We start from the raw sequence: 25,395 nt of genomic DNA on the forward strand, positions 1-25,395 counted from the left end.
CGCCTCACGCACTGTCCCTCCCGACGGGTGCGCCAGCACAAGCCGACGGCCGCTGCTCCGTTAGGGTCGAGCCCATGCACCGAGGCCGTCGCGACAGTGTCGCGTTCACCGTGGTGGTTGCCGCGTTGGTCCTCCTCGGAGGCGTCCTCATGGCCGCCGTCGTCGCGCTCTCCGGGGCTCCCGGGTCGCTCGCGCTGGCGGCCCTCCTCGCCGCTGTCCCGGTCGGCCCGCTGGTCGGCTGCTTCATGTGGCTCGACCGCTACGAGCCCGAGCCGCGCAACCTGCTCGTGGCCGGCCTGCTGTGGGGTGCGTTCGCCGCGACCGGTGCGGCGATCGTCTTCCAGGGCCTCGGCTTCGCCGGCGGCGCGAGCGAGCGCGACGTGCTCAGCGTCGTCGCCCCCGTCACCGAGGAGGTGGCCAAGGGCGCGTTCCTCTTCCTGCTGCTGTGGTGGCGGCGCCACGAGCTCGACGGGGTGCTCGACGGCATCGTCTACGCCGGGATGGTCGGCATCGGCTTCGCCTACACCGAGAACATCCTCTACCTCGCCGCCGCCTACGACGGCACCGACGGCCTCGGCCCCGGCGGCACCACGGCGCTGACCGCCACGTTCGTCGTGCGCTGCCTGATCAGCCCCTTCGCCCACCCGTTCTTCACGGCGTTCGTCGGCATCGGCGTCGGACTCGCCATCGCCTCGCGGCGGATGTCGGTGCGGCTCCTCGCGCCCGTCGCGGGCCTGCTGATCGCGGCCTTCCTGCACGGGGCGTGGAACACCTCGACGATCACCGGCACGGGCGACTTCCTCGTCGTCTACGGCACCTTGATGTTCCCCGCGTTCGTCGGTGTCGTCGCGTTCGCCGTCTACCGCCGCCGCTCCGAGCGCCCGATGCTCGCCCTCGCCCTCCAGGACGCCGCCGACCGCGAGCTGCTCCCCGCCACCGACATCCCGTGGCTGGTCGACCTGCGCGCCCGCCGCCACGCCCGCCGCTGGGCACGCCAGGCGGGCGGCCCGCTCGCCGAGCGCGCCATGCGCGACTACCAGGCCGCCGCGATCGAGCTCGGCTACCTCCACCACCGCTACCTGCGCGGCACGGCGCCCGACGACTTCGCCGTGCGCGGACAGGAGCACGTCGACGAACTCCGCCGGATCCGCCCCTACATCTCCTTCCCCGGACAGGTGGTCCCCACCCGATGAACGACAACGACGACGTCACCGCGGAGCAGCCGGCCGACCAGCCGCCCGCCGAGCAGCAGCCTGCCGAGCAGCAGGCGGCGGGACGCCGCGAGGACGACACGACGACCGCCATGGTCACCGCTCTCGTGCGGCTGCGCGGTGCGCTCCAGGAGGCCCGGCTGCCCCTCGAGCTCCCCGGCGCCGCGGAGCAGCGCGCGGCCCGGGCCGAGATGGTCGACCAGCTCGAGGACTACGTCATCCCGCGGCTGATGACCCTCGACGCGCCGCTGCTCGCGGTCGTCGGCGGGTCCACCGGCGCGGGCAAGTCGACGCTGGTCAACTCCCTCGTCGGCACCCGCGTCACCACCCCCGGCGTCCTGCGCCCCACGACGCGCTCGCCCGTGCTCGTGCACCACCCCTCCGACGCCAAGTGGTTCGGCCAGGACCGGCTGCTGCCCGAGCTCGAGCGCGTCGACCGGCAGACCAACGACCCCGCTGCCCTCCAGCTGGTGCCCTCGCCCGTGATGGCGCCGGGCCTGGCGATCCTCGACGCCCCCGACATCGACTCGGTCGAGGAGCAGAACCGCGTGCTGGCGGCCCAGCTGCTCGCCGCCGCCGACCTGTGGCTCTTCGTCACCTCCGCCGCGCGCTACGCCGACCAGGTGCCGTGGGACTTCCTGCGCAAGGCCGCCGAGCGCTCGGCCGCCGTCGCGATCGTGCTCGACCGCACCCCGCCCGAGGCCGTGGACACCATCACCACGCACCTGGCCCGGATGCTGGCGAGCCGCGGGCTGAAGGATTCGCCGCTCTTCGTCGTCGAGGAGGGCGAGGTCTCCGACATGGGCCTGCTGCCCTCGCCGTCGGTGATGGAGATCCGCCAGTGGCTGCGCGCGCTCGCCGAGGACCAGGAGGCGCGCCAGTCGGTCGTGCAGCAGACGCTCGACGGGGCGATCCGCACGCTGGCGCGTCGTACGCACGCCGTGGCCGATGCGGCGACGGAGCAGGTCGACGCCGTCCGCCGGCTCCGCGAGGACGCCAACGAGGCCTACGACCGCGCTGTCGCCGCAGTGGGCGAGGCCTCCGCCGACGGCACCCTGCTTCGCGGCGAGGTGCTGGCGCGCTGGCAGGAGTTCGTCGGCACGGGCGAGCTGCTGCGCACGCTGGAGACCCGCGTCGGCTGGATCCGCGACCGCGTCGTCAACGCCGTCAAGGGCAAGCCGCAGCAGGCCGAGCGGGTCACCGTGGCCGTCGAGTCCGGCCTCGAGACGCTGATCCTCGAGCACGCCGAGGCGGCGGCCGAGCGGGCCGAGGCCTCGTGGCACGGCACCGCCGCCGGGCAGGTCCTGCTGCGCGACGCCGGGGAGGACCTCGGCCGGGCCTCGCGCGACTTCCGCCGGCGCGCCGAGCGCGCGGTGCGCGACTGGCAGTCCGACGTCCTCGACATGGTCCGCACCGAGGGCGCCGAGAAGCGCTCGACCGCGCGCTTCCTCGCCTTCGGCGTCAACGGCCTGTCCGTCGCGCTGATGATCGTGGTGTTCGCCCACACGGCCGGCGTCACCGGCGCCGAGGCGGGCATCGCGGGCGGGTCGGCGATCCTCGGCCAGAAGCTGCTCGAGGCCGTCTTCGGCGACCAGGCCGTGCGCTCGCTCGCCGAGCGGGCCCGGCGTCGGCTGGAGGCGTCGGTCAACGACCTGCTCGACTCCGAGCGCCGGCGCTACACCGACCTGCTGGACAGCCTCCAGATCGCTCCCGAGTCGCCCGAGCGGATGCGGGCGGCCGCACGCAAGGTCGACGACCTGCGCTTCGCGGAGGCGCAGCGACCTCCCCGGGTGTCGGGCACTGGTGACGACGCCCCCTAGGGTTGTGGTCACAAGCACCGCAGCTCGGACCGTGAGGGAGACATGACGTCGTTGCTCGAAGGGGCCAAGAAGCTGGTCACCAGGAGCTCTGACATCGGCGCACGCGTCGAGGGACTCGAGCGAGCCGCCGAGGCGTCCCGCGGCCGGGTCGACGACGCCGTCGTCGACGACGCCGCCGCGGTCGCCGCGCGCGCCGCCAGCCGGCTCAAGCTGTCGGCCGACCACACGGTGGTCGCGCTGGGCGGCGCCACAGGCTCCGGCAAGTCGTCGACGTTCAACGCCCTCAGCGGGCTCGAGCTGGCCGCGGTCGGCGTACGCCGTCCCACCACGTCGTGGGCCACCGCCGTCGTGTGGGGCAGGGAGGGCGCCGAGGAGCTGCTGGAGTGGCTCGGCATCCCGCCGCGCCACCAGGTCACCCGCGACTCGATGCTCTCGCAGGCCGACGAGGACGCCGAGATGCGCGGCGTCGTGCTGCTCGACCTGCCCGACCACGACTCCACCGAGGTCTCCCACCACCTCGAGGTCGAGCGGCTGGTGCAGCTGGCCGACATGCTGGTCTGGGTGCTCGACCCGCAGAAGTACGCCGACGCCGCCATCCACGACCGCTTCCTCAAGCCGCTCGCGGGCCACCAGGACGTGATGCTGGTCGTGCTCAACCACATCGACACCGTGCCCGAGGACCGTCGCGCCGGCATGGTCGACGACGTGCGCCGCCTGCTGGAGGCCGACGGCCTCTCCGGCGTCCCGGTGCTGCCGGTCAGCGCCCGCCAGGGCTGGGGCATCCCGGAGCTGCGCGGCATGATCGCCAAGCGGGTGGCGGAGAAGAAGCTCACCCGCGCCCGGCTCGAGGCCGACGTCCGCACGGCGGCCCAGCGCCTCGAGCAGGCCACCGGCACGGGCAAGGTGCCGACGCTGTCCAAGGAGCGGGTCGCCGCGCTCGACGACGCGTTCGCCGACGCGGCCGGCGTCCCGACCGTGGTGAAGGCTGTCGCCGACTCCACCCGCATGCGCGCCAACCGGGCCACCGGCTGGCCGGTCACGGCGTGGTTCTCCCGCCTCAAGCCCGACCCCCTCAAGCGCCTCCACCTCGACCTCGGCGCCGCCGGCAAGGAGCTCACCGGCACCGCACGCACCTCGGTCCCGAAGGCGACCGGGGTGCAGCGCGCCCGGATCGACACCGAGGTGCGCGCCCTGGCCGATCAGGTGGGCGAGGGCATGGCGCCGCCGTGGGCCACGGCCGTGCGCGCCGCGTCGGTGTCGCGCCTGCCCGACCTCGGCGACCGCCTCGACAGGGCCGTGGCCGGCGTCGACCTCGGCGCCGCGAAGATCCCGGCATGGGCCGGGCTGGTGCGCGTCCTGCAGTACGTCCTGATCCTCGCCGCGATCGTCGGTGCCGGCTGGCTGGCCCTCCTCGCGCTCGGGTCCTACGCCCGGCTGCCCGAGCCGCCGACACCGGAGGTCGGCGCCTTCCCGCTGCCCACCCTGCTGCTGCTCGGGGGGATCGCGTTGGGCCTGCTCCTCGCCCTCGTCTGCCGCTGGCTGGTGGCCGCGACCGCGCGCAAGCGGGCACGGACGGCCGACAAGCGGCTGCGCGACGCGATCTCGGAGGTGTCCGCCGAGATGGTCGTCGCCCCCATCGAGGCCGAGCTGGCCTCCTACGCGACGGTCCGCGAGGGCCTCGCCGCCGCGCTGCGCTGACCTCTCGCTGGCCGCAGACCGTCCCCAGGTCGCCGCGGCGGCGGGTTGTCCCCAGCCTCGCGCCGGGGCGGCGCGCCCTGTCGGTCGCGGCAGTGAGCCTTGGGTGATCGCGGCGGGACGGCCGTCGCCCGAGCCAGGAGGCACCGATGTACGACACCCAGATCACCCTGACCGGCCGGATCGGCGGCGACGTGACGCTGCGCGAGATCGCCGACGGCCGCGCCGTCGCGACCTTCCGCATGGCCTGCACGCCGAGCCGCTGGCGCGACGGCGAGTGGGTCAGGGGCGCCACGTCGTGGCACACCGTCAAGGCGTGGAACCGGCTGGCCCGCCACGCGGCCTCCTCGCTGCACAACGGCGACCCGGTCGTGGTCCACGGGCGGCTGGTGGCCGACCTGTGGGAGCGCGACGGCGCACCGCAGACCTCCGTCGAGGTGGTGGCCTCCGCCGTCGGCCACGACCTGTTCCACGGCACCACCAGCTTCACCAAGGCGGCGCCCGCCGAGGTGCCCGCCGAGGTGCCGCAGGTCGCGGGGGAGGCCGAGCCGCAGGCCGGGCAGCAGGCTGGGCAACAGGCGGCCTGACGCGCTGCCGGGCGTGGGACGACCGGCGGCCGAGGATCGCCCGACGCGCCGTCGGTCAGGGCTCGTACGACACCCAGGCGTCGTTGCGCACCAGGGCCTCGAGCTGGCCGAGGTGCAGCGGGGGACGGGTGGCGGTCACGGGGGAGTCGGCGTCCCACTTCTCGTCGAGCGTGTTGGCGCTGGCGGCGTAGACAATGCCGCCGTCGCGCTCGATCACGACCTCGGTCACGACGAGCGCTCCCGACCGGTGGGTCAGCCGTCGGCCGATCACCGCGCCGTCCTCGTCGCGGATCTCCGCGCACTCGGTCTGCCCCGTGAGCTCCTCACCGCACCGGGTGCGGTCGGGCTCGGCGCCGTCCCCGCCCGCGACCGAGGGGTCGCTGCTCGGCGTGGGCACCATCGTCGCGTCATCGGGGTCCGCGTCATCGGGGTCCGGCGCGGGCCTCGCGTCGCGATAGACCATCACGTTGAGCCTGCCCTGTCCCGTGGTCCCCATCAGCTCGGCGTTGATCCAGCCGGTCGCGGGCCCACCTTCGGGGGTGTCGGCCTCGAGGGGCCCGGGGGCGGTCACGGTGATGCCGTCGGGAAGGATCGCCTCCACGGTGCCGACCATCTCGGCCGCGGGCATGTCCCACCAACCGGGCGGTGCCTGCTCCTCCGGGGCCGCCCCCTGCGTGGCGACGAGGCCGCTGCCCTCGGTGGCGCGGGTGCTGTCACCGCCGAACGCCCAGGGGAGGGCCACGGCGGAGAGGACGCTGGCGGCGACGGCCGCGCCGGCGATGCCGACGCGGCGCCGCGCCCGCAGCCGGCGGCCGCGGGCCAGTGCCGCGACGGGCAGGTCGAGCGGGGGACGGGTGTGTGCCATCGCGGAGTCCATGACCTCGCGGACGAGGTGCTCGTCGGACTCGGGCGTGGGGGTGGTGGGGCTGGTCGTGCTCATCGGGGACCCTCCTGTGTCGCGGCGGGGGTGCGCAGGTCGGCGAGCTCGGCGCGCAGCGCTGCCAGGGCCCGCAGGGAGCGGTTCTTCACCGCTGCGGTGCTCAGGTGCAGGGCATGGGCGGTCTCCTCCACGGAGCGGTCCTCCCAGTAGCGCAGCACCACCACGGCGCGGTCGAGCGGCGCCAGGGTGCGCAGCGCGGCGAGCAGCGTCAGCCGCAGCGCGGGGTCGTCGCTCACCGACTGCTGGTCGGCGACCTCGGCCACGGCGACCTCGGTGCTGCTGCGTCGTCGTCGGTCGCTGAGGAAGGTCTTCAGCACGATCCCGCTGACGTAGGCCGTCGGGTCGTCGGCGGCGCTCACCCGGCGCCAGTGGACGTACGCCTTGGCGAGCGCCGACTGCAGCAGGTCGTCCGCGGCGGCCGACGAGGTCGTCAGCAGCCAGGCCTTGCGGTGCAGCTGTGCCGAGGCCGCCGCGACGAACGAGGTGAACTCGTCGTCGACGCTGGTGCTCGCGCGCATCGATCCCCCTCCTTGGCCTCCCGGGCGGAGGCCGTCCACCCCCTTGACGCGGTGGAGCACCGAGCCGGTCTCATGGTCGTCGCCGGACGGGTGGCGCAAGCGTAGGTGCGATTGTCGGCCGGGGGTCGCTTCCCCGTAGGCTCGCCTGCATGGCTGAGTACGTCTTCACACTGCGCAATGTGCGCAAGGCCCACGGCGACAAGGTCGTCCTCGACAACGTCACCTTGTCGTTCCTCCACGGCGCCAAGATCGGAGTCGTCGGCCCCAACGGCACGGGCAAGTCCTCGCTGCTGAAGATCATGGCGGGGCTCGACCACCCCAACAACGGCGACGCCATCATCGACCCCGAGGCGACGGTCGGCATGCTCCAGCAGGAGCCGCCGCTCACCGAGGGCAAGACCGTCCTGGAGAACGTGGAGGAGGCGGTCGGCGACCTCAAGGCGAAGATGAAGCGCCTCGAGGAGGCCTACATGGAGATGGGCGAGCCCGACGCCGACCAGGACGCCCTGATGAAGGAGACGGGCGACCTCCAGACCGAGCTCGACAACGCCAACGCGTGGGACCTCGACAGCCGCCTCGACCAGGCCATGGACGCCCTGCGGTGCCCGCCGCCCGACGCGCTGGTCGACAATCTCTCCGGTGGTGAGCGCCGCCGCGTGGCGCTGTGCAAGCTGCTCCTCCAGCAGCCCGACCTGCTCCTGCTCGACGAGCCCACCAACCACCTCGACGCCGAGTCGGTGCAGTGGCTCGAGGGCCACCTCGCCTCCTACCCCGGCGCCGTCCTCGCCGTCACCCACGACCGCTACTTCCTCGACAACGTCGCGCAGTGGATCCTCGAGCTCGACCGCGGCAAGGCGCACCCCTACGAGGGCAACTACTCCACCTACCTCGAGACCAAGAAGGACCGGCTCAAGGTCGAGGGCCAGAAGGACGCCAAGCGCGCCCGGATGCTGGAGAAGGAGCTCGAGTGGGTCCGCTCCAACCCCAAGGCCCGGCAGGCCAAGAGCAAGTCGCGTCTGGCCCGTTACGAGGAGATGGCGGCCGAGGCCGACCGGATGCGCAAGATCGACACCTCCGAGATCAACATCCCGGCCGGCCCGCGCCTGGGCGACATCGTGCTCGAGGCCGAGGGGCTCGGCAAGGGCTTCGACGACCGCACCCTGATCCACGACCTGTCCTTCAAGCTGCCCCGCGCGGGCATCGTCGGCGTGATCGGCCCCAACGGCGTCGGCAAGACCACCCTCTTCCGGATGATCACCGGCTCGGAGCAGCCCGACGAGGGCACCCTGACCGTCGGCCAGACCGTCAAGCTGTCCTACGTCGACCAGTCCCGCGGCGGCATCGACCCCAACAAGAACGTCTGGGAGGTCGTCTCCGACGGGCTCGACTTCATCAAGGTCGCCAACTTCGAGATGAACAGCCGCGCCTACGTCGCCTCCTTCGGCTTCAAGGGCCCGGACCAGCAGAAGAAGGCCGGCATCCTGTCGGGTGGCGAGCGCAACCGCCTCAACCTGGCGCTGACGCTGAAGATGGGCGGCAACCTGCTGCTCCTCGACGAGCCCACCAACGACCTCGACGTGGAGACCCTGTCGTCCCTCGAGGACGCGCTGCTCGACTTCCCCGGCTGTGCCGTGGTCACCTCCCACGACCGGTGGTTCCTCGACCGCGTGGCGACCCACATCCTGGCGTGGGAGGGCGACGACGAGGACCCGGCGAGGTGGTTCTGGTTCGAGGGCAACTTCGCGTCCTACGAGGAGAACAAGGTCGAGCGGCTCGGCATCGAGGCCGCCCGCCCGCACCGCGTCACCCACCGCCGGCTCACCCGCGACTGACCCGCCGCCGCCTGGGCGGTGAGTGGGCAACGTTCTGGGCGGGGTAGAAGGTTGCTCAGCCACCGCTCACCCCCGCGCGGCCGGACACACGTGGGCGGACGGGCTCAGGCGGGCCGGATCTCCGACTCCGGGTGCCGGTTGACCAGGTGATCGGCGACACGGTTGAACACCCGCCCGACGGCGGCGAAGTCCTCGTCGGGCACCAGGTCGACGATGTTGCGCCGCACGCTCTCCACGTGGCACGGCGCGGCGCGCACCAGCAGCTCGTAGCCCTGGTCGGTCATGGTCGCCACCACCCCGCGCCCGTCCTCCGGGGTCGTGCCGCGGGTGACGTAGCCGGCGGCCTCCATCCGGGCGACGGTGTGCGTCACCCGGCTGCGCGAGTGGGCCATCGCGTCGGCGAGCTGGGCCATCCGCATCGCGCGGCCCGGCCGCTCGGAGAGCCTGACCAGCACCTCGTACTCGGTGAGCGACATGCCGAACTCACGCCGCAGGTCGTCGTCGAGGCGCTCCTCGAGGAGCGTCATGCCCATCATCAGCGCGCGCCAGGAGTGCTGCTGGTCGTCGTCGAGCCAGCGCGGCTCGCCCGTCGTGGTCATGGGACCAGCGTAGTGCTGGCGAGGCCGGGATGAGGTCAGAGCCGCTCGAGGATCATCGCCATGCCCTGGCCGCCGCCGACGCACATCGTGATCAGGCCGGTGGACTTGTCGTGCCAGTCGAGGCTGTTGAGCATGGTGTTCTGCAGGCGGGCGCCGGTCATGCCGAAGGGGTGGCCGACCGCGATCGCGCCCCCGTTGACGTTGAGCCGGTCGAGGTCGATGCCGAGGTCCTGGTAGGACGGGACGACCTGGGCGGCGAAGGCCTCGTTGATCTCGACGAGGTCGATGTCGCCGATGCTCATGCCGGCGTGCTTCAGCGCGTTCTTCGTGGCCTCGACCGGGCCGAGGCCCATGATCTCGGGGGAGAGGCCCGAGACGCCGGTCGACACGATGCGCGCCAGCGGCGTGAGGCCGAGCTCGGCGGCCTTGGTGTCGGACATGATGACCACAGCCGCGGCGCCGTCGTTGAGCGCGCAGCAGTTGCCGGCGGTGACCACGCCGTCGGGACGGAAGACCGGGTCGAGCGCGGCGATGGCCTCGTACGTCACGCCGGCACGCGGGCCGTCGTCCTTGCTGACCACGGTGCCGTCGGGCGTGGTGACGGGGGTGATCTCGCGCTCCCAGAAGCCGTCGGCGATCGCCTTCTCGGCGAGGTTCTGCGAGCGGACGGCGAACTCGTCGAGCTCCTTGCGGTCCAGGCCGCGCAGCCGGGCGACGTTCTCGGCCGTCTGGCCCATCGCGATGTAGATGTCGGGCAGCTCGCCGTCCTCGCGCGGGTCGTGCCAGTCGCGGCCGCCCTCGGCGTACTCGGCAGTGCGGGCCGCGGCGTCGGCGAAGCGCGGGTTGCGCGTGTCGGGAATGTGGTCGGAGGTGCCCTTGGCGAAGCGGGACACGGTCTCCACGCCGGCGGAGACGAAGATGTCGCCCTCGCCGGCCTTGATCGCGTGGAACGCCATCCGGGTGGTCTGCACCGACGACGAGCAGTAGCGGGTCACGGTCGCGCCGGGGACCTCGAGGCCGAGCAGCGTGGTGACCACCCGCGCCATGTTGTTGCCCGACTCCCCACCGGGGAGCCCGCAGCCGAGGAGCAGGTCCTCGATCGTGGCGGGGTCGAGGGCGGGGATCTTCTCGAGCGCGGCCTGCACCACGAGCGCGGTGAGGTCGTCGGGGCGGAAGTCCTTGAGCGAGCCCTTGTTGGCGCGGCCGATGGGGGAGCGCGCTGCGGAAACGATCACTGCCTCGGGCATGGAGAACTCCGGTGACTCGGTGGGCGGAACGGGTCGTCGTGCTGCTGCCTCCGCACCTTAGTGCGGCATCATCTCGCGGACCATGCCAGGTGCTTGCGCCTTCCTTGCGCCACTGCGCGAACCTCGCGAGTCGAGCGCCGGGCGCGCGCCACGAGTCCATCCCGGCCCACCACCGCCGTCTGCACGTCGCACACTGATCGCCCGCCCGGTCGTCGTCTGCGACGATCGGGGCGTGCGCCATCTCTATCGCTGCCCCCTGAGGTGGGCCGACCTCGACCTGCTCGGCCACGTCAACAACGTCACCTACGTCGACTACCTCCAGGAGGCGCGGGTCGACATGTTCCGCACCCACGCCCCCGCGAGCCGGGCCGACGACCTGGCCGAGGGCGTCGTCGTCGTGCGGCACGAGGTCACCTACCTCTCGTCGCTGACCTTCGGCCCCGAGCCGGTCTCGATCGAGTGCTGGGTGACCGAGATACGCGCCGCGAGCTTCACGATGGCCTACGAGGTCTTCGCCGAGGACGCGTCGGGCGAGCGCACGGTCTACGTCCGAGCCCGGACCGTCCTGACCCCCTACGTCTTCTCCACCGAGCGACCACGCCGGCTGCACCCCGAGGAGCGCGAGTCGCTCGTGCGGCTGCTCGAGCCGGACGAGCCGGTGCGTACGCCGAGCGCACCCGACGTCGTCGACGTGCCCGGCGGGCACTACCCGGTGCACGTCCGATTCAGCGACGTCGACGTCTACGGCCACGTGAACAACGTGAAGTACTTCGAGTACTTCCAGGAGGCGCGGATCCAGCTCATGACGGCCAGCGGGGCCGAGCTGGGACAGGGGCACCACCTCGTGGTCGCCCAGGTCGATGTCGACTACCGGCGCCCGATCCTCTTCCGGCCCGAGCCCTACGACTGCCGCACGTGGATCTCGCGGATCGGCACCACGTCGGTCGTGTTCGACTCGGTGGTGCGCGACGGCGAGGAGGTGCTGGCCCGCGCGCGCGTGGTCGGGGTCTGCATGGACAGCGCCACCGGGCGTCCGGCCCCCGTGCCCGCCGTGCTGCGCGAGCGCGCCGGGGCGCTCACTCCGGGGAGTTGACCATGAACTGCGCCGCGTGGGTGACGTAGTCCCAGAACCGCTCGTCCTGCTCGGGGGTGAGGCCGGCCTCGTCGAGGCCGGCGCGGAAGTGCCGCAGCCAGTGCTGCGCGGACTCCGGCGTCACGCGGAACGGCGCGTGGCGCATCCTCAGCCGCGGGTGGCCGCGCGTGTCGCCGTACGTGGTCGGGCCGCCCCAGTACTGGATGAGGAACAGCGCGAACCGGTCCTCGGCGGGGCCGAGGTCCTCCTCGGGGTACATCGGGCGCAGGACCTCGTCGTCGGCGACGCCCTCGTAGAAGCGGTGCACGATCCGGCGGATCGTCTCCTCGCCGCCGATCTCGTCGTAGAACGTGGTCGTCACGCGACCATCCTCCCGTGCCACCCCAGCGGGCTCAGGGCGGGGTCTCCCCGGTCGGCGAGATCTCGGCCTCGGTCTGCCCCGGACCACGGGCGGGCGGGTGCGCGTCGTCGGCCGGCGGGGCCTCGGGGCGCTGCTGGTCGCGGATCCACAGCACGCGCTGGGCGAACGGGATCTCGATGCCCTCCAGGTCGAACCTGGCCTTGATCCGCTGGCGCATCTCGCGGGCCACGGCCCACTGCTCCAGCGGCGCGGTCTTGAGCGCCACGCGCACCAGCACGCCGTCCGGCCCGAGCTCCTGCACGCCCCACACCGACGGCTCCTCGATGACGCGACCGGTGAAGTCCTCGTCCTGCCAGAGGTCGTGCGCGACGTCGGCCAGCACGCGCTGCACGCGGGCCAGGTCCTCGCCGTAGGCGACGCCGACGTCGAGCACGGTGCGGGCCCAGTTCTGGCTCATGTTGCCGACCCGCAGGATCTCGCCGTTGCGGACGTACCAGACGGTGCCGTTGACGTCGCGCAGCCGCGTCACGCGCAGGCCCACCGCCTCCACGGTGCCCGAGGCCTCGCCCAGGTCGACCTCGTCGCCGACGCCGTACTGGTCCTCGAAGATCATGAAGATGCCCGACAGGAAGTCCTTGACCAGCGCCTGCGAGCCGAAGCCGATGGCGACGCCGATGATGCCGGCGCTGGCGATCAGCGGCCCGATGTCGTAGCCCAGCTCGGCGATGAACATCAGCGAGACCACGGTGAGGACGACGCCGGTGATGACGCTCTTGAGCAGCGAGCCCATCGTGGCCGCACGCTGCACGCGCCGCGTGTAGGTCGGGTCCTCGCGCAGGTTGAGGGCCGCGCCCATCCGCCCGCCCGAGATCGCGCGGCTCAGGCGGTCGGGCAGCACCCCGTGCTCGGCCCTGCTCACGATGCGGTCGACGAGCCGGTGGAGCATCCACCGCACCACGAACCCGATGATCACCAGGCCGACCAGGGCCAGCGGCTTGCCGACGACCCAGTCGACCGCCGTGGACAGCGACGCGTCGCCGGTGCGCTCCCAGGTCCAGTCGCAGAGCCGGCCGTCGTCCTTGCAGGGGTTGGTCTCGCTCCCGGAGGCCTCGCTCATCAGCATGATCGGGGTGGTGAGGGGGTGAGGCATGCCCGCCAGTATGGGCGATACGCTGTGACCCGTGACCACGCACGTCAGCCCCTCCCGCTCACCCCGAAGCGCCCGCGCCCGCTGGGGCGGCCGTGCCGCGGCCCTCGCCGGGGGCACGGCCCTCGCCCTGCTCGCCGCGCCGGCCCGCGCCGACGTCCCCGAGGGCTGGGGAGGCCAGACCGAGCGCATGCAGCTCGACTCGCTGCACTCCCTGGCGCTGTTCGTCGGGATCCCGCTCCTGGCGTTCGTGGTGATCGCGGTCGCGGTCTACCTGCCGCCGATGATCCGCGGCGAGCGCCTCCTGCCCGACCACTCGGCCGGCGAGCCGCAGTGGATCGGCGGTCCCCGCCAGGGTGTCGCCGAGCTCCCCGCCCCCGACGGCGCGGACTCTCGAGCAGGTGGCGCCAGTGGCCGCTGGTGAAGCCCTGAGCGACACCGACCGGCTGGCCCTCGACAAGTCCATCCGGCTCGCCGAGCAGGCCTCCCGCTTCGAGTTCTCCGTCTACGTCGGTCCGGTGGAGGGTGACGACACGCGCGCCTGGGCGACCCGCCTGCACAACCGCCTCGTCGTCCCAGCACGCAGCGTGCTGGTCCTCGTCGACCCGCGTCGCCGGGTGGTCGAGGTCGTCACCGGCGGCGACGTACGCCGCTTCGTGTCCGACGCCGAGGTCGAGCACGCCGTCGACGCGATGTCGTCGGAGTTCGCCGCCGGCCACCTGCTCGCCGGCCTCCAGCGCGGCATCGCCATGCTGGCCGAGCGCGCCCAGGCGCAGGAGTCGGCCCCGGCCTGAACCGAGGCGGCTCGTCCTGACGCCGAAGTGGTGTCGAGGCGGCGCATCGTCGCGCCGCAACCGAGCCGAGTCGGCGCATCCTCGCGCCAAAATGGCCTCGAGTCGGCGCATCGTCGCGCCGCAATGGCCTCGAGCCGGCGCATCCTCGCGCCAAAATGGCCCCGAGCCGGCGCATCCTGACCTCGATGGGTCAGGATGCGCCGACTCGAAGCTGCTGGAGTGTCAGGACCCGCCCACTCGACCCGTCTGGGGTGTCAGGACGAGCCGACTCGACGCTGCTGGAGTGTCAGGACGCGCCGACTCGGTGCTGCTGGGGTGTCAGGACGCGCCCACTCGACCCTTCTGGGGTGTCAGGACGCGCCCACTCGACCCGTCAGCGGGCGTCGTGCTCCTGCGCGGCCAGCGCGCGGGCGATCTCGGCGCGCGCCTCGCCGACGTAGCGCTGCGCCTGCTTGGGCGCGGAGCCGTCGGCCAGCCACTCGTCGAGGCGCTGGAGGGTGGCAGCGGAGCCGAGCGGGCGCGGGAAGCCGTACTCGAGGATCGTCGAGGCCTTGTGGAAGCCCAGCGTGTCGACGAGCGTCTGCGACGCGGTGAGGAACTTCTCGAGGTAGGGCTCGAGCACGTCCTCCTGGCCGAAGCGGAAGATCGAGAACGCGATCTCGCGCGAGGTCTCGTTGGGCGTCGCCGGGTCGAGGAGCGCGTCCCACGCGGCGGCCTTGGCCTCCGCGGTCGGCTGGGCGGCCCGGGCGGCGGCGGCCTGCTCCTTGCCCGAGATGGTCCGGTCGACCTCGAGCTCGGCGTCGATCTCCGCGTCGCCGAAGCGTCCCTGCTTGGCCAGGGCGGTGATGAGCACCCAGCGCATGTCCTGGTCGATCGCCAGCCCCTCGACCTCGAACGACCCGTCGAGCAGGCCGATGAGGTCGTCGAGCGCGGCGTCGCTGTGGGCGGCGCCGGCGTAGGAGCGGGCGAAGGTGAGCTGGTGGTCGCTGCCGGGCTCGGCAGCCAGCAGCAGCTCGCGCAGGCCGGTCTCCCACCGTGCCTTCAGCTCGGGCCGGTGCGCGGGGTCGGAGTAGAAGTTGACGGCGAGCGCGGTCGACGCCGGGATCCGGGTCACCGCCCACGCGTCGGTCTCCTGGCCGATGTTGGCGAGCACCAGGTCGAGCCATTCGCGGGTGCGCATCTCGGCATCGCGCGTCATGTCCCACGCGGCACCCCACACGAGCGCCCGGGGGAGCGAGTCCTCGAACGTCGACAGGGCCGAGATCGCGGTCGCCAGCGAGCGCTCGTCGAGGCGGATCTTGGCGTAGGCGTGGTCCTCGTCATTGAGCAGCAGCAGGGCCGGCTGGCGGGTGCCGACGAGGCCGGGGACATCGGTGCTGGCGCCGTCGACGTCGATCTCGAGGTAGTCGCGACGCACCAGGCGCCCGGCGCCCTCCTCGTCGGACACCTCGTCGTAGAGGCCGATGCCGAGGCGGTGGCGGCGCAGCGTCGGCCAGTCAGGATGCGCCGACTGGGCGACGGCGAACGACGAGTACGCGCCGTCGTCGTCGAGCTCGAAGACCGGCGCGAGCGTGTTGACGCCGGCCGTCTGGAGCCACTCCTGCGCCCAGCCCTGCAGCTCGCGGCCCGAGGACCTCTCCAGCGTGGCGAGCAGGTCCTTGAACTCCGGGTTGCCGTACTCCCACTCCTTGAAGTAGGACCGCAGGCCCTTCAGGAACGGCTCGATGCCGACCCACGCGACGAGCTGCTTGAGCACCGACGCGCCCTTGGCGTAGGTGATCATGTCGAAGTTGACCTCGACCGCGTGCAGGTCGACGTTGTCGGCCGCGATCGGGTGGGTGGAGGGCAGCTGGTCGGCGCGGTATCCGGTCTGCTTGCGGGCGTTGGCGAAGCCGGTCCACGCGTCGGTGAACTCGGTGGCGTTGGCCTCGCACCAGTAGCAGGCCCACTCCGCGAACGACTCGTTGAGCCAGAGGTCGTCCCACCACTTCATCGTCACCAGGTCGCCGAACCACATGTGCGCCATCTCGTGGGTGATGACCGAGGCGCGGAACTCGAAGAACGAGCGCGGCTGGCGGCTGCGGGGGAGGTACTCGTCGCGCAGGGTCACGCAGCCGGCGTTCTCCATCGCCCCGGCGTTGTACTCCGGCACGTAGAGCTGGTCGTACTTGCCGAACGGGTAGGGGTAGTCGAACTGCTCCTCGAACCACTCGAAGCTCTGCTTGGTCAGCTTGACCAGCTCGGCGGTGTCCATGTGCTCCTTGAGCGACTGGCGGCAGTAGTGGCCGAGCGGGATGCTGCCGAACTTGCCCTCGTAGGTGTCGAACTCGCCGTGGTACTCGCCGGCGACGATCGCGGTGATGTAGGTCGACATCCGCTTGGTGGTGGGGAAGCGCCACAGCGAGGCGCCGTCACCCGCCTCCACCGGCTCGGGGGTCGCGGCGTTGGACACCACGACCCAGTGCGAGGGCGCGGTGACGTTGAACGTGAACACGGCCTTGAGGTCGGGCTGCTCGAAGGTGGTGAAGACGCGCCGGGCGTCGGGCACCTCGAACTGGCTGTAGAGGTAGACCCGGTCGTCGGCGGGGTCGACGAAGCGGTGCAGGCCCTCCCCGGTGTTGGAGTAGGCGCAGTCGGCCGTCACGACGAGCGTGTTGGTCGCCTCGAGCCCCTCGAGCGCGATGCGGTGGTCGGCGTACGCCGTGGCCGGGTCGAGGCTGCGGCCGTTGAGCGTGATCTCGCGGACGCTGGGAGCGACCAGGTCGGCGAAGGTGGCGGCCCCTGGCTCCCGGCAGGTGAACTCGAGCGTGGTCGTGGAGACGAAGGTGGTCTCCTCGGGCTGGGTGGCTGACGTCAGGTCCAGGTCGACGGTGTACGCCGTGACGTCCAGGAGGGCGGCGCGGGTGGCGGCCTCGTCCCGGGTGAGGTTGGTTCCAGGCATGCGGGCATCCTGCCACCGGGGTGGGTCGCCGGCCCATACCGGTGGGGGAGCGGTGGGGAATAGGTGGCCGGGCCGGGGTCTTGTGGTGGACATGGCTACCGCTGACCTCTGGTTCGACCCCCTCTGCCCGTTCGCCTGGATCACCTCGCGCTGGATCCGCGAGGTCGAGCAGGTGCGCGACATCGACGTGCAGTGGCACGTGATGTCGCTGGCCTACCTCAACAAGGACAAGGACATCCCCGACGAGTACCGGGAGATGCTCACGGGCTCCGAGAAGCCGGTGCGCGTCGCGATCAAGATCGCGCAGGAGCACGACAACAAGGCGCTGGGCGACTGGTACACCGCTGTCGGCACCCGCCACCACAACAACGGCGAGGAGCTGACCAGGGAGACGGTCGCCGCCTCGCTCGCCGACGTGGGCCTGCCCGCCGACCTGATCGAGGCCTGGGACGACGCCTCGCTCGACGACGCGGTCGCCAAGAGCCACCACGAGGGCATGGACCCCGTCGGCGACGACGTGGGCACGCCCACCATCCACATCAACGGCTCGGCCTTCTTCGGCCCGGTCCTGTCGAAGATCCCGCGCGGCGAGGAGGCCGGCGAGCTCTGGGACGGCGCCGTCGCCGTCGCGAAGTTCCCCTACTTCTACGAGCTCAAGCGCTCGCGCACGGGCGACCTCGACTTCTCCTGACCGGGCCTCGCCGCCCGCCCGTGACCACGGGTGCCACCCGCGCAAACCGGGTGGCACCCGGTCACTAGGCTTGCGTCCATGACTCGTGTCCTGTCCGCCGTCGCCTGGCCGTACACCAACGGCCCGCGCCACATCGGCCACGTGGCCGGTTTCGGCGTGCCCTCCGACGTGTTCAGCCGGTACATGCGGATGGCGGGCCACGACGTGCTGATGGTGAGCGGCACCGACGAGCACGGCACGCCGATCCTGGTGCTCGCCGACGACGAGGGTGTGCCCGCCCGCGAGCTCGTCGACAAGTACAACCAGGTGATCGTCGACGACCTCTGCGGCCTCGGGCTGTCGTACGACCTCTTCACCCGCACCACCACCGGCAACCACTACGCGGTGGTGCAGGAGATGTTCGAGACGTGTCGCCGCAACGGCTACATGGTCGAGGAGACGACGAAGACCGCGATCAGCCCCTCGACGGGCCGCACGCTGCCCGACCGCTACATCGAGGGCACGTGCCCGATCTGCAAGTACGCCCAGGCGCGCGGGGACCAGTGCGACAACTGCGGCAACCAGCTCGACCCGACCGACCTCATCGACCCGCGCTCGAAGATCAACGGCGAGACCCCGGAGTTCCGCGACACCCAGCACTGGTTCCTCGACCTGCCGGCCCTCGCCGACGCGCTGGGCACGTGGCTCGACGAGCGCGAGGCGACCGGCCTGTGGCGCCCCAACGTGATCAAGTTCAGCCAGAACATCCTCAAGGAGATCCGCCCGCGGGCGATGACCCGCGACATCGACTGGGGCATCCCGGTCCCGGGCTGGGAGGACCAGCCGACCAAGCGGCTCTACGTCTGGTTCGACGCGGTCATCGGCTACCTCTCCGCCTCGATCGAGTGGGCGCGCCGGCTGGGCGAGCCCGACAAGTGGCGCGCGTGGTGGAACCCCGCCGAGGACGGACACGATACCGAGTCCTACTACTTCATGGGCAAGGACAACATCGTCTTCCACTCCCAGATCTGGCCGGCCGAGCTGCTGGCCTACAACGGCGAGGGCGACAAGGGCGGCGAGCCCGGCGCGTTCGGCATGCTCAACCTGCCGACCGAGGTGGTCTCCAGCGAGTTCCTCACCTTCGGCGACTCGCAGTTCTCCACCAGCCGCGGCAACGTCATCTACGTCGGCGACTTCCTCGCCCGCTACGGCCCGGACGCGCTGCGCTACTACATCTGCGCCGCCGGTCCGGAGACCTCCGACGCCGCCTTCACGTGGGCCGACTTCGTGACCCGCAACAACTCCGAGCTCGTCGCGGGCTGGGGCAACCTGGTCAACCGCACCGCCACGATGATCGCCAAGAGCTTCGGCGAGATCCCGGCGGCCGGGCCGCTCGAGGAGGTCGACGAGCGGGTGCTCGCCACCGTGCGCGGGGGCTTCACGAGCGTCGGCGACCTGATCGAGAAGCACCGGCTGCGGGCTGCCGTCGCCGAGGCGATGCGGGTGGTCGGCGAGGTCAACAAGTACCTCACCGTCACCGAGCCCTACAAGATGAAGGACGAGTCGCAGCGCGAGCGGCTCGCCACGGTCCTGCACGTGGCCGCGCAGTGCGTGAGCGACTGCAACACGCTGCTGTCGCCGTTCCTGCCCCACGCGGCCAACAAGGTGCACGCGGTGCTCGGCGGCGAGGGCGAGCTGATGCCGATGCCGCGCGTCGAGCAGGTCGACGAGCTCGAGCCCGGCAACGGTGCCGGCCACACGTCGTACACGATCATCACCGGCGACTACTCCGCGACGCCCGCCTGGGAGTCGCGGCCGGTGCCGGTCGGCGCGAAGGTCGGCAAGCCGACGCCGGTGTTCACCAAGCTCGACCCGTCGGTCGTGGAGGAGGAGCTCGCCCGCGCGGCTGGCTAGGCTCCCCCCATGTCCGACACCGCCGAGATGTACCTGCCGCAGTTCGTGGTCAAGCAGAAGCTGACCATGATGATCAACCGCTACGAGATCTCGGAGTCCGACGAGGCGGGCAACCCGACGCGGCTGATGGCGCTGGCGGAGCAGAAGCGGATGGCGTTCAAGGAGCAGGTCACCTTCTTCGCCGACGCGAGCAAGTCGCGCCCGGTCTTCGGGTTCAAGGCGCGCCGTGCGCTCGACCTCAACGCCGGCTACGACATCACCGACGAGTCCGGCGCGTCGATCGGCTTCTTCAAGAAGGAGTTCGGCGCCTCGCTGCTCCGCTCGACCTTCCTGGTCGAGGGGCCCGGCTACGCCGGCTCCGGCCGCGAGCGCAACCAGGCCGTCGCGCTGGTGCGCCGATTCACCGACGTGGACTTCATCCCGATCCACTTCGACTTCGTCGACACCGCCGGCGCGCCGCTCTTCTCGGTCGAGCGCAAGATGTCGATCGGTGACCGCTACCGCGTCACGGTGCCCGACCAGCGGGTCGACTTCCGGGTCGCCGCCGCGGTCGCCGTCGGCCTCGACGCGCTGATGTCGCGCTAGCCACCCACTCCCCGACTCCGCGACTTCCCCGACCAGGAGACCCGACGTGATGTATCCCGAGGTGCGCGCGGCGCTCGCCGCCGACGACGGCGCCGACCTCCGCGCCCCCGGCTTCGACCTCGCCGCCCACCGCGAGGAGGCGCGCCGTGCCAGCCTCCTCGAGCCGCGCGAGGACGTCGCGGCGGTCGAGGAGGTCGACGCCGACGGGGTGCGCTGCCGCCTCTACACGCCCGCCGACGCCCGGCCGGGGCTCGTCGTGCACGCCCACGGCGGCGGGTTCGTGCTCCACGACATCGACGTCCACGACGGCATCTGCCGCCGCTTCGCCAACCGCCTGGGCCGGCCCGTGCTGAGCGTCGGCTACCGCCGCCCGCCGGAGCACCCGTTCCCCGCGGCGCCCGACGACCTCGACACCGTGGTCGGCTGGCTGCGGCGCGAGGGCCCGCCGGGCGCGTACGCCGCCCACGGCGACTCGGCGGGCGCGAACCTCGCCCTGGTCGCCGCCCTGCGCAACCCCGGCTTCTTCCGCGCCGTGGCGCTGGTCTACCCCTTCCTCGACCCGCGCAACGCGTTCCCGTCGTGGCAGCAGGGGGCGGACTCGGGCTTCGACCCGGACCAGGCGCGGTGGTACTGGGAGCAGTACGCACGCAGCGAGGCCGACTACGACGACCCCGACCTCGCGCCGCTGCTCTCCGACCGGCTGCACACCCTGCCGCCCACGTTCGTCGCCACCGCCGAGGCCGACCCGCTGCGCGACGAGGGGGAGGAGCTCGCCCGGCGGGTCGCCGAGACCGGCGTGGAGACCGTCGGGGTGCGCTACCTGGGCCAGACCCACGGCTTCTGGCGGCACGCGGGCTTCACCGCGTCCGAGCCGCTGGTGCGGCAGGTCGCCGGCTGGCTCGACCTGCACCTCGCCTGAGCCGCAGGAGGACATCCGCGATCTCGTGGGGGTGGTGTCGGCGTCGGGCTGCTCTGGGAGACTCCTCCCATGCGCGTACACCTGGGCTCCGACCACGCCGGACTCGAGCTGAAGGACCACCTGACCACCTGGCTGGTCGACCACGACTACGAGGTCGTCGACCACGGACCGTTCGTCTACGACGCCCTCGACGACTACCCGTGCTTCTGCCTGCGGGCGGCCGAGGGCGTGGCCGCCGACCGCGCCGACGGCCTGGACAGCATGGGTGTCGTGATCGGCGGCTCGGGCAACGGCGAGCAGATCGCTGCCAACAAGGTGGAGGGCATCCGGTGCGCCCTCGCCTGGTCGGAGGAGACCGCCGTGCTGGCGCGCGAGCACAACGACGCCAACGTCGTCTCGGTCGGTGGCCGGATGCACCCGGTCGAGGAGATGACCCGCTTCATCGAGCTCTTCCTCACCACCCCCTTCTCCGGCGACGAGCGCCACGTGCGGCGCATCGGCCAGCTCACGACGTACGACGAGACGGGCGAGCTGCCGCCGCTGCCGGAGTCGGCCCTGCGTGGCACCGTCCCCGACTCCTCACCCGATCGCACGGATGCCTGAGGGGCACACCCTCCGCAAGCTCGCCGACGACCTCACCGCGGCCTTCGCCGGACGGCGGGTGCGGGTCACGTCGCCGCAGGGCCGGTTCGCGGCCGACGCGGCGCTGCTCGACGGGTCGCGGGTGGTCGACGCCGACTCCGCCGGCAAGCACCTGTTCCTCGAGCTCGAGGGCGAGCGCTTCGTGCACGTCCACCTCGGCCTGATCGGCCAGTTCGACGTGCACGCCGACGTCGAGGGAGGGCTCGGGGCGGTTCCCGACCCGGTCGGCGCCGTCCGGCTGCGGCTCGTCACGCTCCCCGACCCCGGCCCGCGCCCCCCGGCGTACGCCGACCTGCGCGGCGCGATCGTGTGCGACCTCGTGGGTCCCGCCCGACGCGCCGAGGTGATCGACCGCCTCGGACCCGACCCGCTGCGACCCGACGCCGACCCCGATCGCGCCTGGCGCCGGATCTCGGCGAGCCCGCGCCCCATCGGCGACCTGCTGATGGACCAGAAGGTGCTGGCAGGCGTCGGCAACGTCTACCGCGCGGAAGTCCTGTTCCGCCACCGCATCCACCCGCTGCGGCCCGGCAACACCCTGCGGGTCGGGCAGTGGCGCGCGATGTGGGACGACCTCGTCGGGCTCATGGCCGAGGGCGTGCGCACCGGCCGGATCGACACCGTGCGCCCCGAGCACACCCCCGCGGCGATGGGCCGCGAGCCACGCAAGGACGACCACGGGGGCGAGGTCTACGTCTACCGGCGCACGTCGCTTCCGTGCCTGGTGTGCGGCACGGCCGTGCGCACGGGCGAGCTCGTCGGACGCAACACGTTCTGGTGCCCCCGATGCCAGCCGAAGTTCCGCTCGCGGGCCTTACGATCTCCCACCAAGGGGACTGGGAGATCAGGAGGGGCTCGTCCGTGAGTTCTCCATCACTCAGTGCCGCCGCGAGCCGGCTGATCCCGCGCGGGTCGCGGATGCTCGTCCTGCTCGTCGTCGTCACCCTGCTCATCGGCCTGACCATCTGGCGCTTCCACGAGAGCGTCCCGCTCGTCACCCTGCTGGTCCCGCTGCTGGCCTCGAGCCTGGTGCTCGGGCCGCGCCAGCTGCCGTGGTTCGTCGTGTTCGTCCTGCTGGTGGTGGCGCTCGTGGTGCCCGCCCAGGACGAGATCGACCTGCGCATCGTGCTCACCGTGGTCATCATCTACAGCCTCGGCCTCATGGTGCTGGTCGCGTCGTTGCGCCGCACGCGCCTGGGCGTGGCGGGCATCCAGGGCGAGACGATGTTCGTCGACCTGCGCGACCGGATCCTGCGGCAGGGCGGGATCCCCGACCTGCCCCCGGAGTGGTACGCCGCCAGCGAGCTCCGCTCCGCCGGTGGCACGCCGTTCGCCGGCGACTTCGTCGTCGCCACGCGTGTCGAGGGCCGCCTCGAGGTGGCGGTGGTCGACGTGTCGGGCAAGGGCCAGGGCGCCGGCACCCGCGCGCTGCTGCTGTGCGGCGCCCTGGGCGGTCTGCTCAGTGCGCTGCCGCCCAGCGAGTTCCTCGACGGCGCCAACCAGTTCCTGCTCCAGCAGGACTGGGACGAGGGCTTCGCCACGGCCATCCACCTCTCGCTCGACCTCGCCACCGGGCGCTACGACATCCGCAGCGCCGGCCACCCGCCGGCCGCGCTGCGCCACGCGGGCTCCGGGCGCTGGGAGGTGCTGGAGTCGGAGGGTCCGGTCCTGGGGCTGATCGAGGACGCGACCTTCCCCGCCGTCTCGGGGGAGATGCGCCACGGCGACGCGCTCCTGCTCTACACCGACGGGATGGTCGAGACGCGCAACCGCGACATCTCGCTCGGCATCGACCGGATGCTCGGCCAGGCCGAGCGGCTGTTGCGCGGGGAGTTCGAGGGCGGCGCCACCCGGCTCGTCGAGGCGCTCGGCTCGCGCAACGACGACCGCGCGCTGCTCCTCGTGCACCGGCGCTGACGCGGGTGGAGCTCACGAGGCGGTTGGGGTGCCGGACGGCGGGTGTGGCACCATGACTCCCGCACCGGCGGCGAGGACGCCGTCGGACGCGCGCGGATGTAGCTCAATGGTAGAGCCCCAGTCTTCCAAACTGGCTACGCGGGTTCGATTCCCGTCATCCGCTCCAAGCAGGCCGCGGCGCCTCCGTCGGGAGCGCACCGGGGCCGGTTTGGCGGGGCGTAGCGTAGTGGCTAGCGCGCCTGCTTTGGGAGCAGGAGATCGCAGGTTCGAGTCCTGTCGCCCCGACCGCTGGAGCCTGATTCGGCCTGTGCCCGCAGCGCCGATAGACTCACATGGTTTGCGGACGCCTCTTCCCCCGGCTCGTCCGCAGGCGTACCCATGACCTTCAGCATCAGGAGACATTTGTGAAGAGCGCCGTCGAGACCTTGAGCCCCACCCGGGCCAAGCTGACCGTCGAGGTGCCCTTCGAGGAGCTCAAGCCGAGCCTCGACGCGGCGTACCAGAAGATCGCGAAGCAGATCAACGTCCCCGGCTTCCGCCGTGGCAAGGTCCCGCCGGCGGTCATCGACCGTCAGGTCGGCCGTGGTCCGGTCCTCGACGAGGCGATCAACGCCGTCGTCCCGCAGCAGTACATGGCTGCGCTCCAGGAGCACGACCTCGAGCCGCTGGCCCAGCCGGAGATCGAGGTGACGAAGTTCGAGGACAACGAGTCCCTCGAGTTCACCGCCGAGGTCGACGTCAAGCCCGACTTCGAGCTCCCCGACTACGAGGGCCTCGAGGCCAGCGTGGAGGACGTCGAGATCACCGACGCCGACGTCGACGAGCAGGTCGAGGCGCTGCGTGAGCGCTTCGGCACCCTCGTCCCGGTCGAGCGCGCGGCCGCCGACGGCGACTTCGTGACCATCGACCTGGTCGCGGCCCGCGATGGCGAGACCGTCGAGGGCGGCGAGGTCACCGGGATGTCCTACAAGGTCGGCCGCGGCGGCATGATCGACGGCCTCGACGAGGCCCTGGTCGGTCTCTCCGCCGGCGAGGAGAAGACCTTCGACTCCGAGCTGGTCGGCGGCGACCTGGTCGGCGAGCCGGTCCAGGTGACCGTGAAGGTCTCGGCCGTGCAGGAGCAGCAGCTCCCCGAGTACGACGACGAGTTCGCCCAGCTGGCCTCCGAGTTCGACACCGTCGACGAGCTCACCGCCGACGTGCGCGAGCGCCTCAGCCGCGGCAAGCGCCTCGAGCAGGCCGCCGCCGCTCGCGACGCGGTCCTCGAGGCCCTGCTCGAGAAGGTCTCCGTCCCGCTTCCCGAGGTGATGGTCACCGACGAGCTCAACGCGCGCCGCCAGAACATCGAGCAGCAGCTCGCCATGGCCGGCATCGCGATGGAGAAGTACCTCGAGGACGAGGGCCAGACCCAGGAGGAGTTCGAGGCCGACCTCGACCGCCGGGTCCGCGACGCCGTCGCCGCCCAGTTCATCCTCGACAAGGTCGCCAAGAAGGAGGAGTTCGGCATCGACCAGGCCGAGCTCTCCGAGCACCTCGTGCGGCGCGCCCAGCAGTCCGGCCAGGACCCGCAGGAGTTCGCCAACCACATGTTCGAGCACAACCACATCCCCGAGCTCGTGCAGGAGATCCTGCGCGGCAAGGCGCTGGCCACCATCGTGGAGGCCGCCACCGTCAAGGACGCGTCGGGCAACGTGGTCGAGCTCAAGAACCTGCGCCCCGACGGCACCATCGGCGAGCCCGTCGAAGCGACCGCCGACGCGACCGCCGAGGACTCCGCGGCGGAGAGCACCGACGAGAGCACCGACGAGTCCGGCAAGGCCTGACCCGACCCGCTCCCGCGACCGGCGTCCACCCTCGGGTGGGCGCCGGTCCCGCATTTCCCGGCTCGTCAGCGGACCCCCGCGGACCCGGTCCGGTCCGGGTACGATCGCGGCTGTCCGAGGGGATCGGACACACCGGGGGA

Annotated in this window: 23 protein-coding genes and 2 tRNA genes; 18 read left to right on the forward strand and 7 right to left on the reverse strand. The window is 72.0% G+C overall.

What is annotated here, in order from left to right; translation table 11 throughout:
* Positions 1-74: 74 nt before the first annotated feature.
* The 4 genes from AC4H2S_RS07260 to AC4H2S_RS07275 all read left to right on the forward strand — a co-directional run bounded on the left by AC4H2S_RS07260 (position 75) and on the right by AC4H2S_RS07275 (position 5,313).
* Positions 75-1,193 carry a PrsW family intramembrane metalloprotease gene (locus AC4H2S_RS07260; RefSeq protein WP_491496295.1) on the forward strand — a complete coding sequence of 373 codons (1,119 nt, stop codon included), beginning with the start codon at positions 75-77 and terminating at the stop codon, positions 1,191-1,193.
* On the forward strand, positions 1,190-3,031 hold the full coding sequence (locus tag AC4H2S_RS07265) for a dynamin family protein (RefSeq protein ID WP_491496296.1): 1,842 nt from the start codon (positions 1,190-1,192) through the stop codon (positions 3,029-3,031). The genes AC4H2S_RS07260 and AC4H2S_RS07265 overlap by 4 nt, the downstream gene beginning before the upstream one ends.
* A gap of 42 nt (positions 3,032-3,073) precedes the next feature.
* Positions 3,074-4,729: a YfjP family GTPase gene (locus AC4H2S_RS07270; protein WP_491496297.1), complete on the forward strand. Its 1,656-nt coding sequence runs from the start codon at positions 3,074-3,076 to the stop codon at positions 4,727-4,729.
* A gap of 146 nt (positions 4,730-4,875) precedes the next feature.
* Positions 4,876-5,313 (forward strand): single-stranded DNA-binding protein, encoded by a 438-nt coding sequence (locus tag AC4H2S_RS07275; RefSeq protein ID WP_491496298.1) that lies wholly within the window; start codon positions 4,876-4,878, stop codon positions 5,311-5,313.
* Between the two features lie 55 nt (positions 5,314-5,368).
* Here AC4H2S_RS07275 and AC4H2S_RS07280 read toward each other — a convergent pair whose 3' ends face one another.
* Positions 5,369-6,253: a hypothetical protein gene (locus AC4H2S_RS07280; RefSeq protein ID WP_491496299.1), complete on the reverse strand. Its 885-nt coding sequence runs from the start codon at positions 6,251-6,253 to the stop codon at positions 5,369-5,371.
* Entirely contained in the window at positions 6,250-6,771 is a 522-nt protein-coding gene (locus AC4H2S_RS07285; protein WP_491496300.1) for a SigE family RNA polymerase sigma factor, read from the reverse strand. Before AC4H2S_RS07285 ends, AC4H2S_RS07280 begins: the two co-directional genes overlap by 4 nt.
* Positions 6,772-6,920: 149 nt before the next feature.
* Between AC4H2S_RS07285 and ettA the strand changes: the two genes are divergently transcribed.
* Positions 6,921-8,603, forward strand: a complete 1,683-nt coding sequence (gene ettA / locus AC4H2S_RS07290; protein WP_491496301.1) for an energy-dependent translational throttle protein EttA — start codon at positions 6,921-6,923, stop codon at positions 8,601-8,603.
* 104 nt (positions 8,604-8,707) lie between these two features.
* On the opposite strand, the gene AC4H2S_RS07295 is transcribed toward ettA, so the two are convergent.
* Together AC4H2S_RS07295 and AC4H2S_RS07300 are read right to left on the reverse strand one after the other, a co-directional pair.
* Positions 8,708-9,202: a MarR family winged helix-turn-helix transcriptional regulator gene (locus tag AC4H2S_RS07295; protein WP_491496302.1), complete on the reverse strand. Its 495-nt coding sequence runs from the start codon at positions 9,200-9,202 to the stop codon at positions 8,708-8,710.
* A gap of 35 nt (positions 9,203-9,237) precedes the next feature.
* The gene (locus tag AC4H2S_RS07300) at positions 9,238-10,449 is read right to left on the reverse strand and encodes an acetyl-CoA C-acetyltransferase (protein ID WP_491496303.1); all 1,212 of its coding nucleotides are present in this window, start codon (positions 10,447-10,449) and stop codon (positions 9,238-9,240) included.
* A 232-nt stretch (positions 10,450-10,681) separates the two neighbouring features.
* Between AC4H2S_RS07300 and AC4H2S_RS07305 the strand changes: the two genes are divergently transcribed.
* Positions 10,682-11,542, forward strand: coding sequence for an acyl-CoA thioesterase (locus AC4H2S_RS07305; RefSeq protein ID WP_491496304.1), 861 nt, complete (start codon positions 10,682-10,684; stop codon positions 11,540-11,542).
* Here the strand turns inward: AC4H2S_RS07305 and AC4H2S_RS07310 are convergent.
* Together AC4H2S_RS07310 and AC4H2S_RS07315 are read right to left on the reverse strand one after the other, a co-directional pair.
* Positions 11,526-11,903: a globin gene (locus AC4H2S_RS07310; RefSeq protein ID WP_491496305.1), complete on the reverse strand. Its 378-nt coding sequence runs from the start codon at positions 11,901-11,903 to the stop codon at positions 11,526-11,528. The two genes, AC4H2S_RS07305 and AC4H2S_RS07310, sit on opposite strands and share 17 nt — an antisense overlap.
* Positions 11,904-11,934: 31 nt before the next feature.
* A complete protein-coding gene (locus AC4H2S_RS07315) occupies positions 11,935-13,053 on the reverse strand; it encodes a mechanosensitive ion channel family protein (protein ID WP_491496306.1) in 1,119 nt (372 codons plus the stop codon).
* A 31-nt stretch (positions 13,054-13,084) separates the two neighbouring features.
* Between AC4H2S_RS07315 and AC4H2S_RS07320 the strand changes: the two genes are divergently transcribed.
* Together AC4H2S_RS07320 and AC4H2S_RS07325 are read left to right on the forward strand one after the other, a co-directional pair.
* Positions 13,085-13,474, forward strand: coding sequence for a hypothetical protein (locus AC4H2S_RS07320; RefSeq protein ID WP_491496307.1), 390 nt, complete (start codon positions 13,085-13,087; stop codon positions 13,472-13,474).
* On the forward strand, positions 13,461-13,844 hold the full coding sequence (locus tag AC4H2S_RS07325) for a DUF5130 family protein (RefSeq protein ID WP_491496308.1): 384 nt from the start codon (positions 13,461-13,463) through the stop codon (positions 13,842-13,844). Before AC4H2S_RS07320 ends, AC4H2S_RS07325 begins: the two co-directional genes overlap by 14 nt.
* A 373-nt stretch (positions 13,845-14,217) precedes the next feature.
* On the opposite strand, the gene pepN is transcribed toward AC4H2S_RS07325, so the two are convergent.
* Entirely contained in the window at positions 14,218-16,785 is a 2,568-nt protein-coding gene (gene pepN, locus AC4H2S_RS07330; RefSeq protein WP_491496309.1) for an aminopeptidase N, read from the reverse strand.
* Between the two features lie 91 nt (positions 16,786-16,876).
* Between pepN and AC4H2S_RS07335 the strand changes: the two genes are divergently transcribed.
* The 10 genes from AC4H2S_RS07335 (at position 16,877) to tig (ending at position 25,255) form a co-directional block, all read left to right on the forward strand.
* Positions 16,877-17,476 carry a mycothiol-dependent nitroreductase Rv2466c family protein gene (locus AC4H2S_RS07335; protein WP_491496310.1) on the forward strand — a complete coding sequence of 200 codons (600 nt, stop codon included), beginning with the start codon at positions 16,877-16,879 and terminating at the stop codon, positions 17,474-17,476.
* A gap of 78 nt (positions 17,477-17,554) precedes the next feature.
* Complete coding sequence (metG, locus tag AC4H2S_RS07340; protein WP_491496311.1) at positions 17,555-19,369, forward strand: methionine--tRNA ligase; 1,815 nt, start codon at positions 17,555-17,557, stop codon at positions 19,367-19,369.
* Between the two features lie 9 nt (positions 19,370-19,378).
* A complete protein-coding gene (locus AC4H2S_RS07345; protein WP_491496312.1) occupies positions 19,379-19,954 on the forward strand; it encodes an LURP-one-related family protein in 576 nt (191 codons plus the stop codon).
* 49 nt (positions 19,955-20,003) lie between these two features.
* On the forward strand, positions 20,004-20,873 hold the full coding sequence (locus AC4H2S_RS07350) for an alpha/beta hydrolase (protein ID WP_491496748.1): 870 nt from the start codon (positions 20,004-20,006) through the stop codon (positions 20,871-20,873).
* A gap of 69 nt (positions 20,874-20,942) precedes the next feature.
* The gene (locus AC4H2S_RS07355; RefSeq protein ID WP_491496313.1) at positions 20,943-21,476 is read left to right on the forward strand and encodes a ribose-5-phosphate isomerase; all 534 of its coding nucleotides are present in this window, start codon (positions 20,943-20,945) and stop codon (positions 21,474-21,476) included.
* A complete protein-coding gene (locus tag AC4H2S_RS07360) occupies positions 21,469-22,380 on the forward strand; it encodes an Fpg/Nei family DNA glycosylase (protein WP_491496314.1) in 912 nt (303 codons plus the stop codon). The genes AC4H2S_RS07355 and AC4H2S_RS07360 overlap by 8 nt, the downstream gene beginning before the upstream one ends.
* Positions 22,377-23,432, forward strand: coding sequence for a PP2C family protein-serine/threonine phosphatase (locus AC4H2S_RS07365; RefSeq protein ID WP_491496315.1), 1,056 nt, complete (start codon positions 22,377-22,379; stop codon positions 23,430-23,432). Before AC4H2S_RS07360 ends, AC4H2S_RS07365 begins: the two co-directional genes overlap by 4 nt.
* Before the next feature lie 92 nt (positions 23,433-23,524).
* A tRNA-Gly gene (locus tag AC4H2S_RS07370) sits at positions 23,525-23,598 on the forward strand.
* 46 nt (positions 23,599-23,644) lie between these two features.
* Positions 23,645-23,717: transfer RNA gene (locus AC4H2S_RS07375), tRNA-Pro, on the forward strand.
* A gap of 119 nt (positions 23,718-23,836) precedes the next feature.
* On the forward strand, positions 23,837-25,255 hold the full coding sequence (gene tig / locus AC4H2S_RS07380; RefSeq protein WP_491496316.1) for a trigger factor: 1,419 nt from the start codon (positions 23,837-23,839) through the stop codon (positions 25,253-25,255).
* Positions 25,256-25,395: the final 140 nt, after the last annotated feature.

It is taken from the genome of Nocardioides sp. Z13_37 (assembly GCF_058355585.1).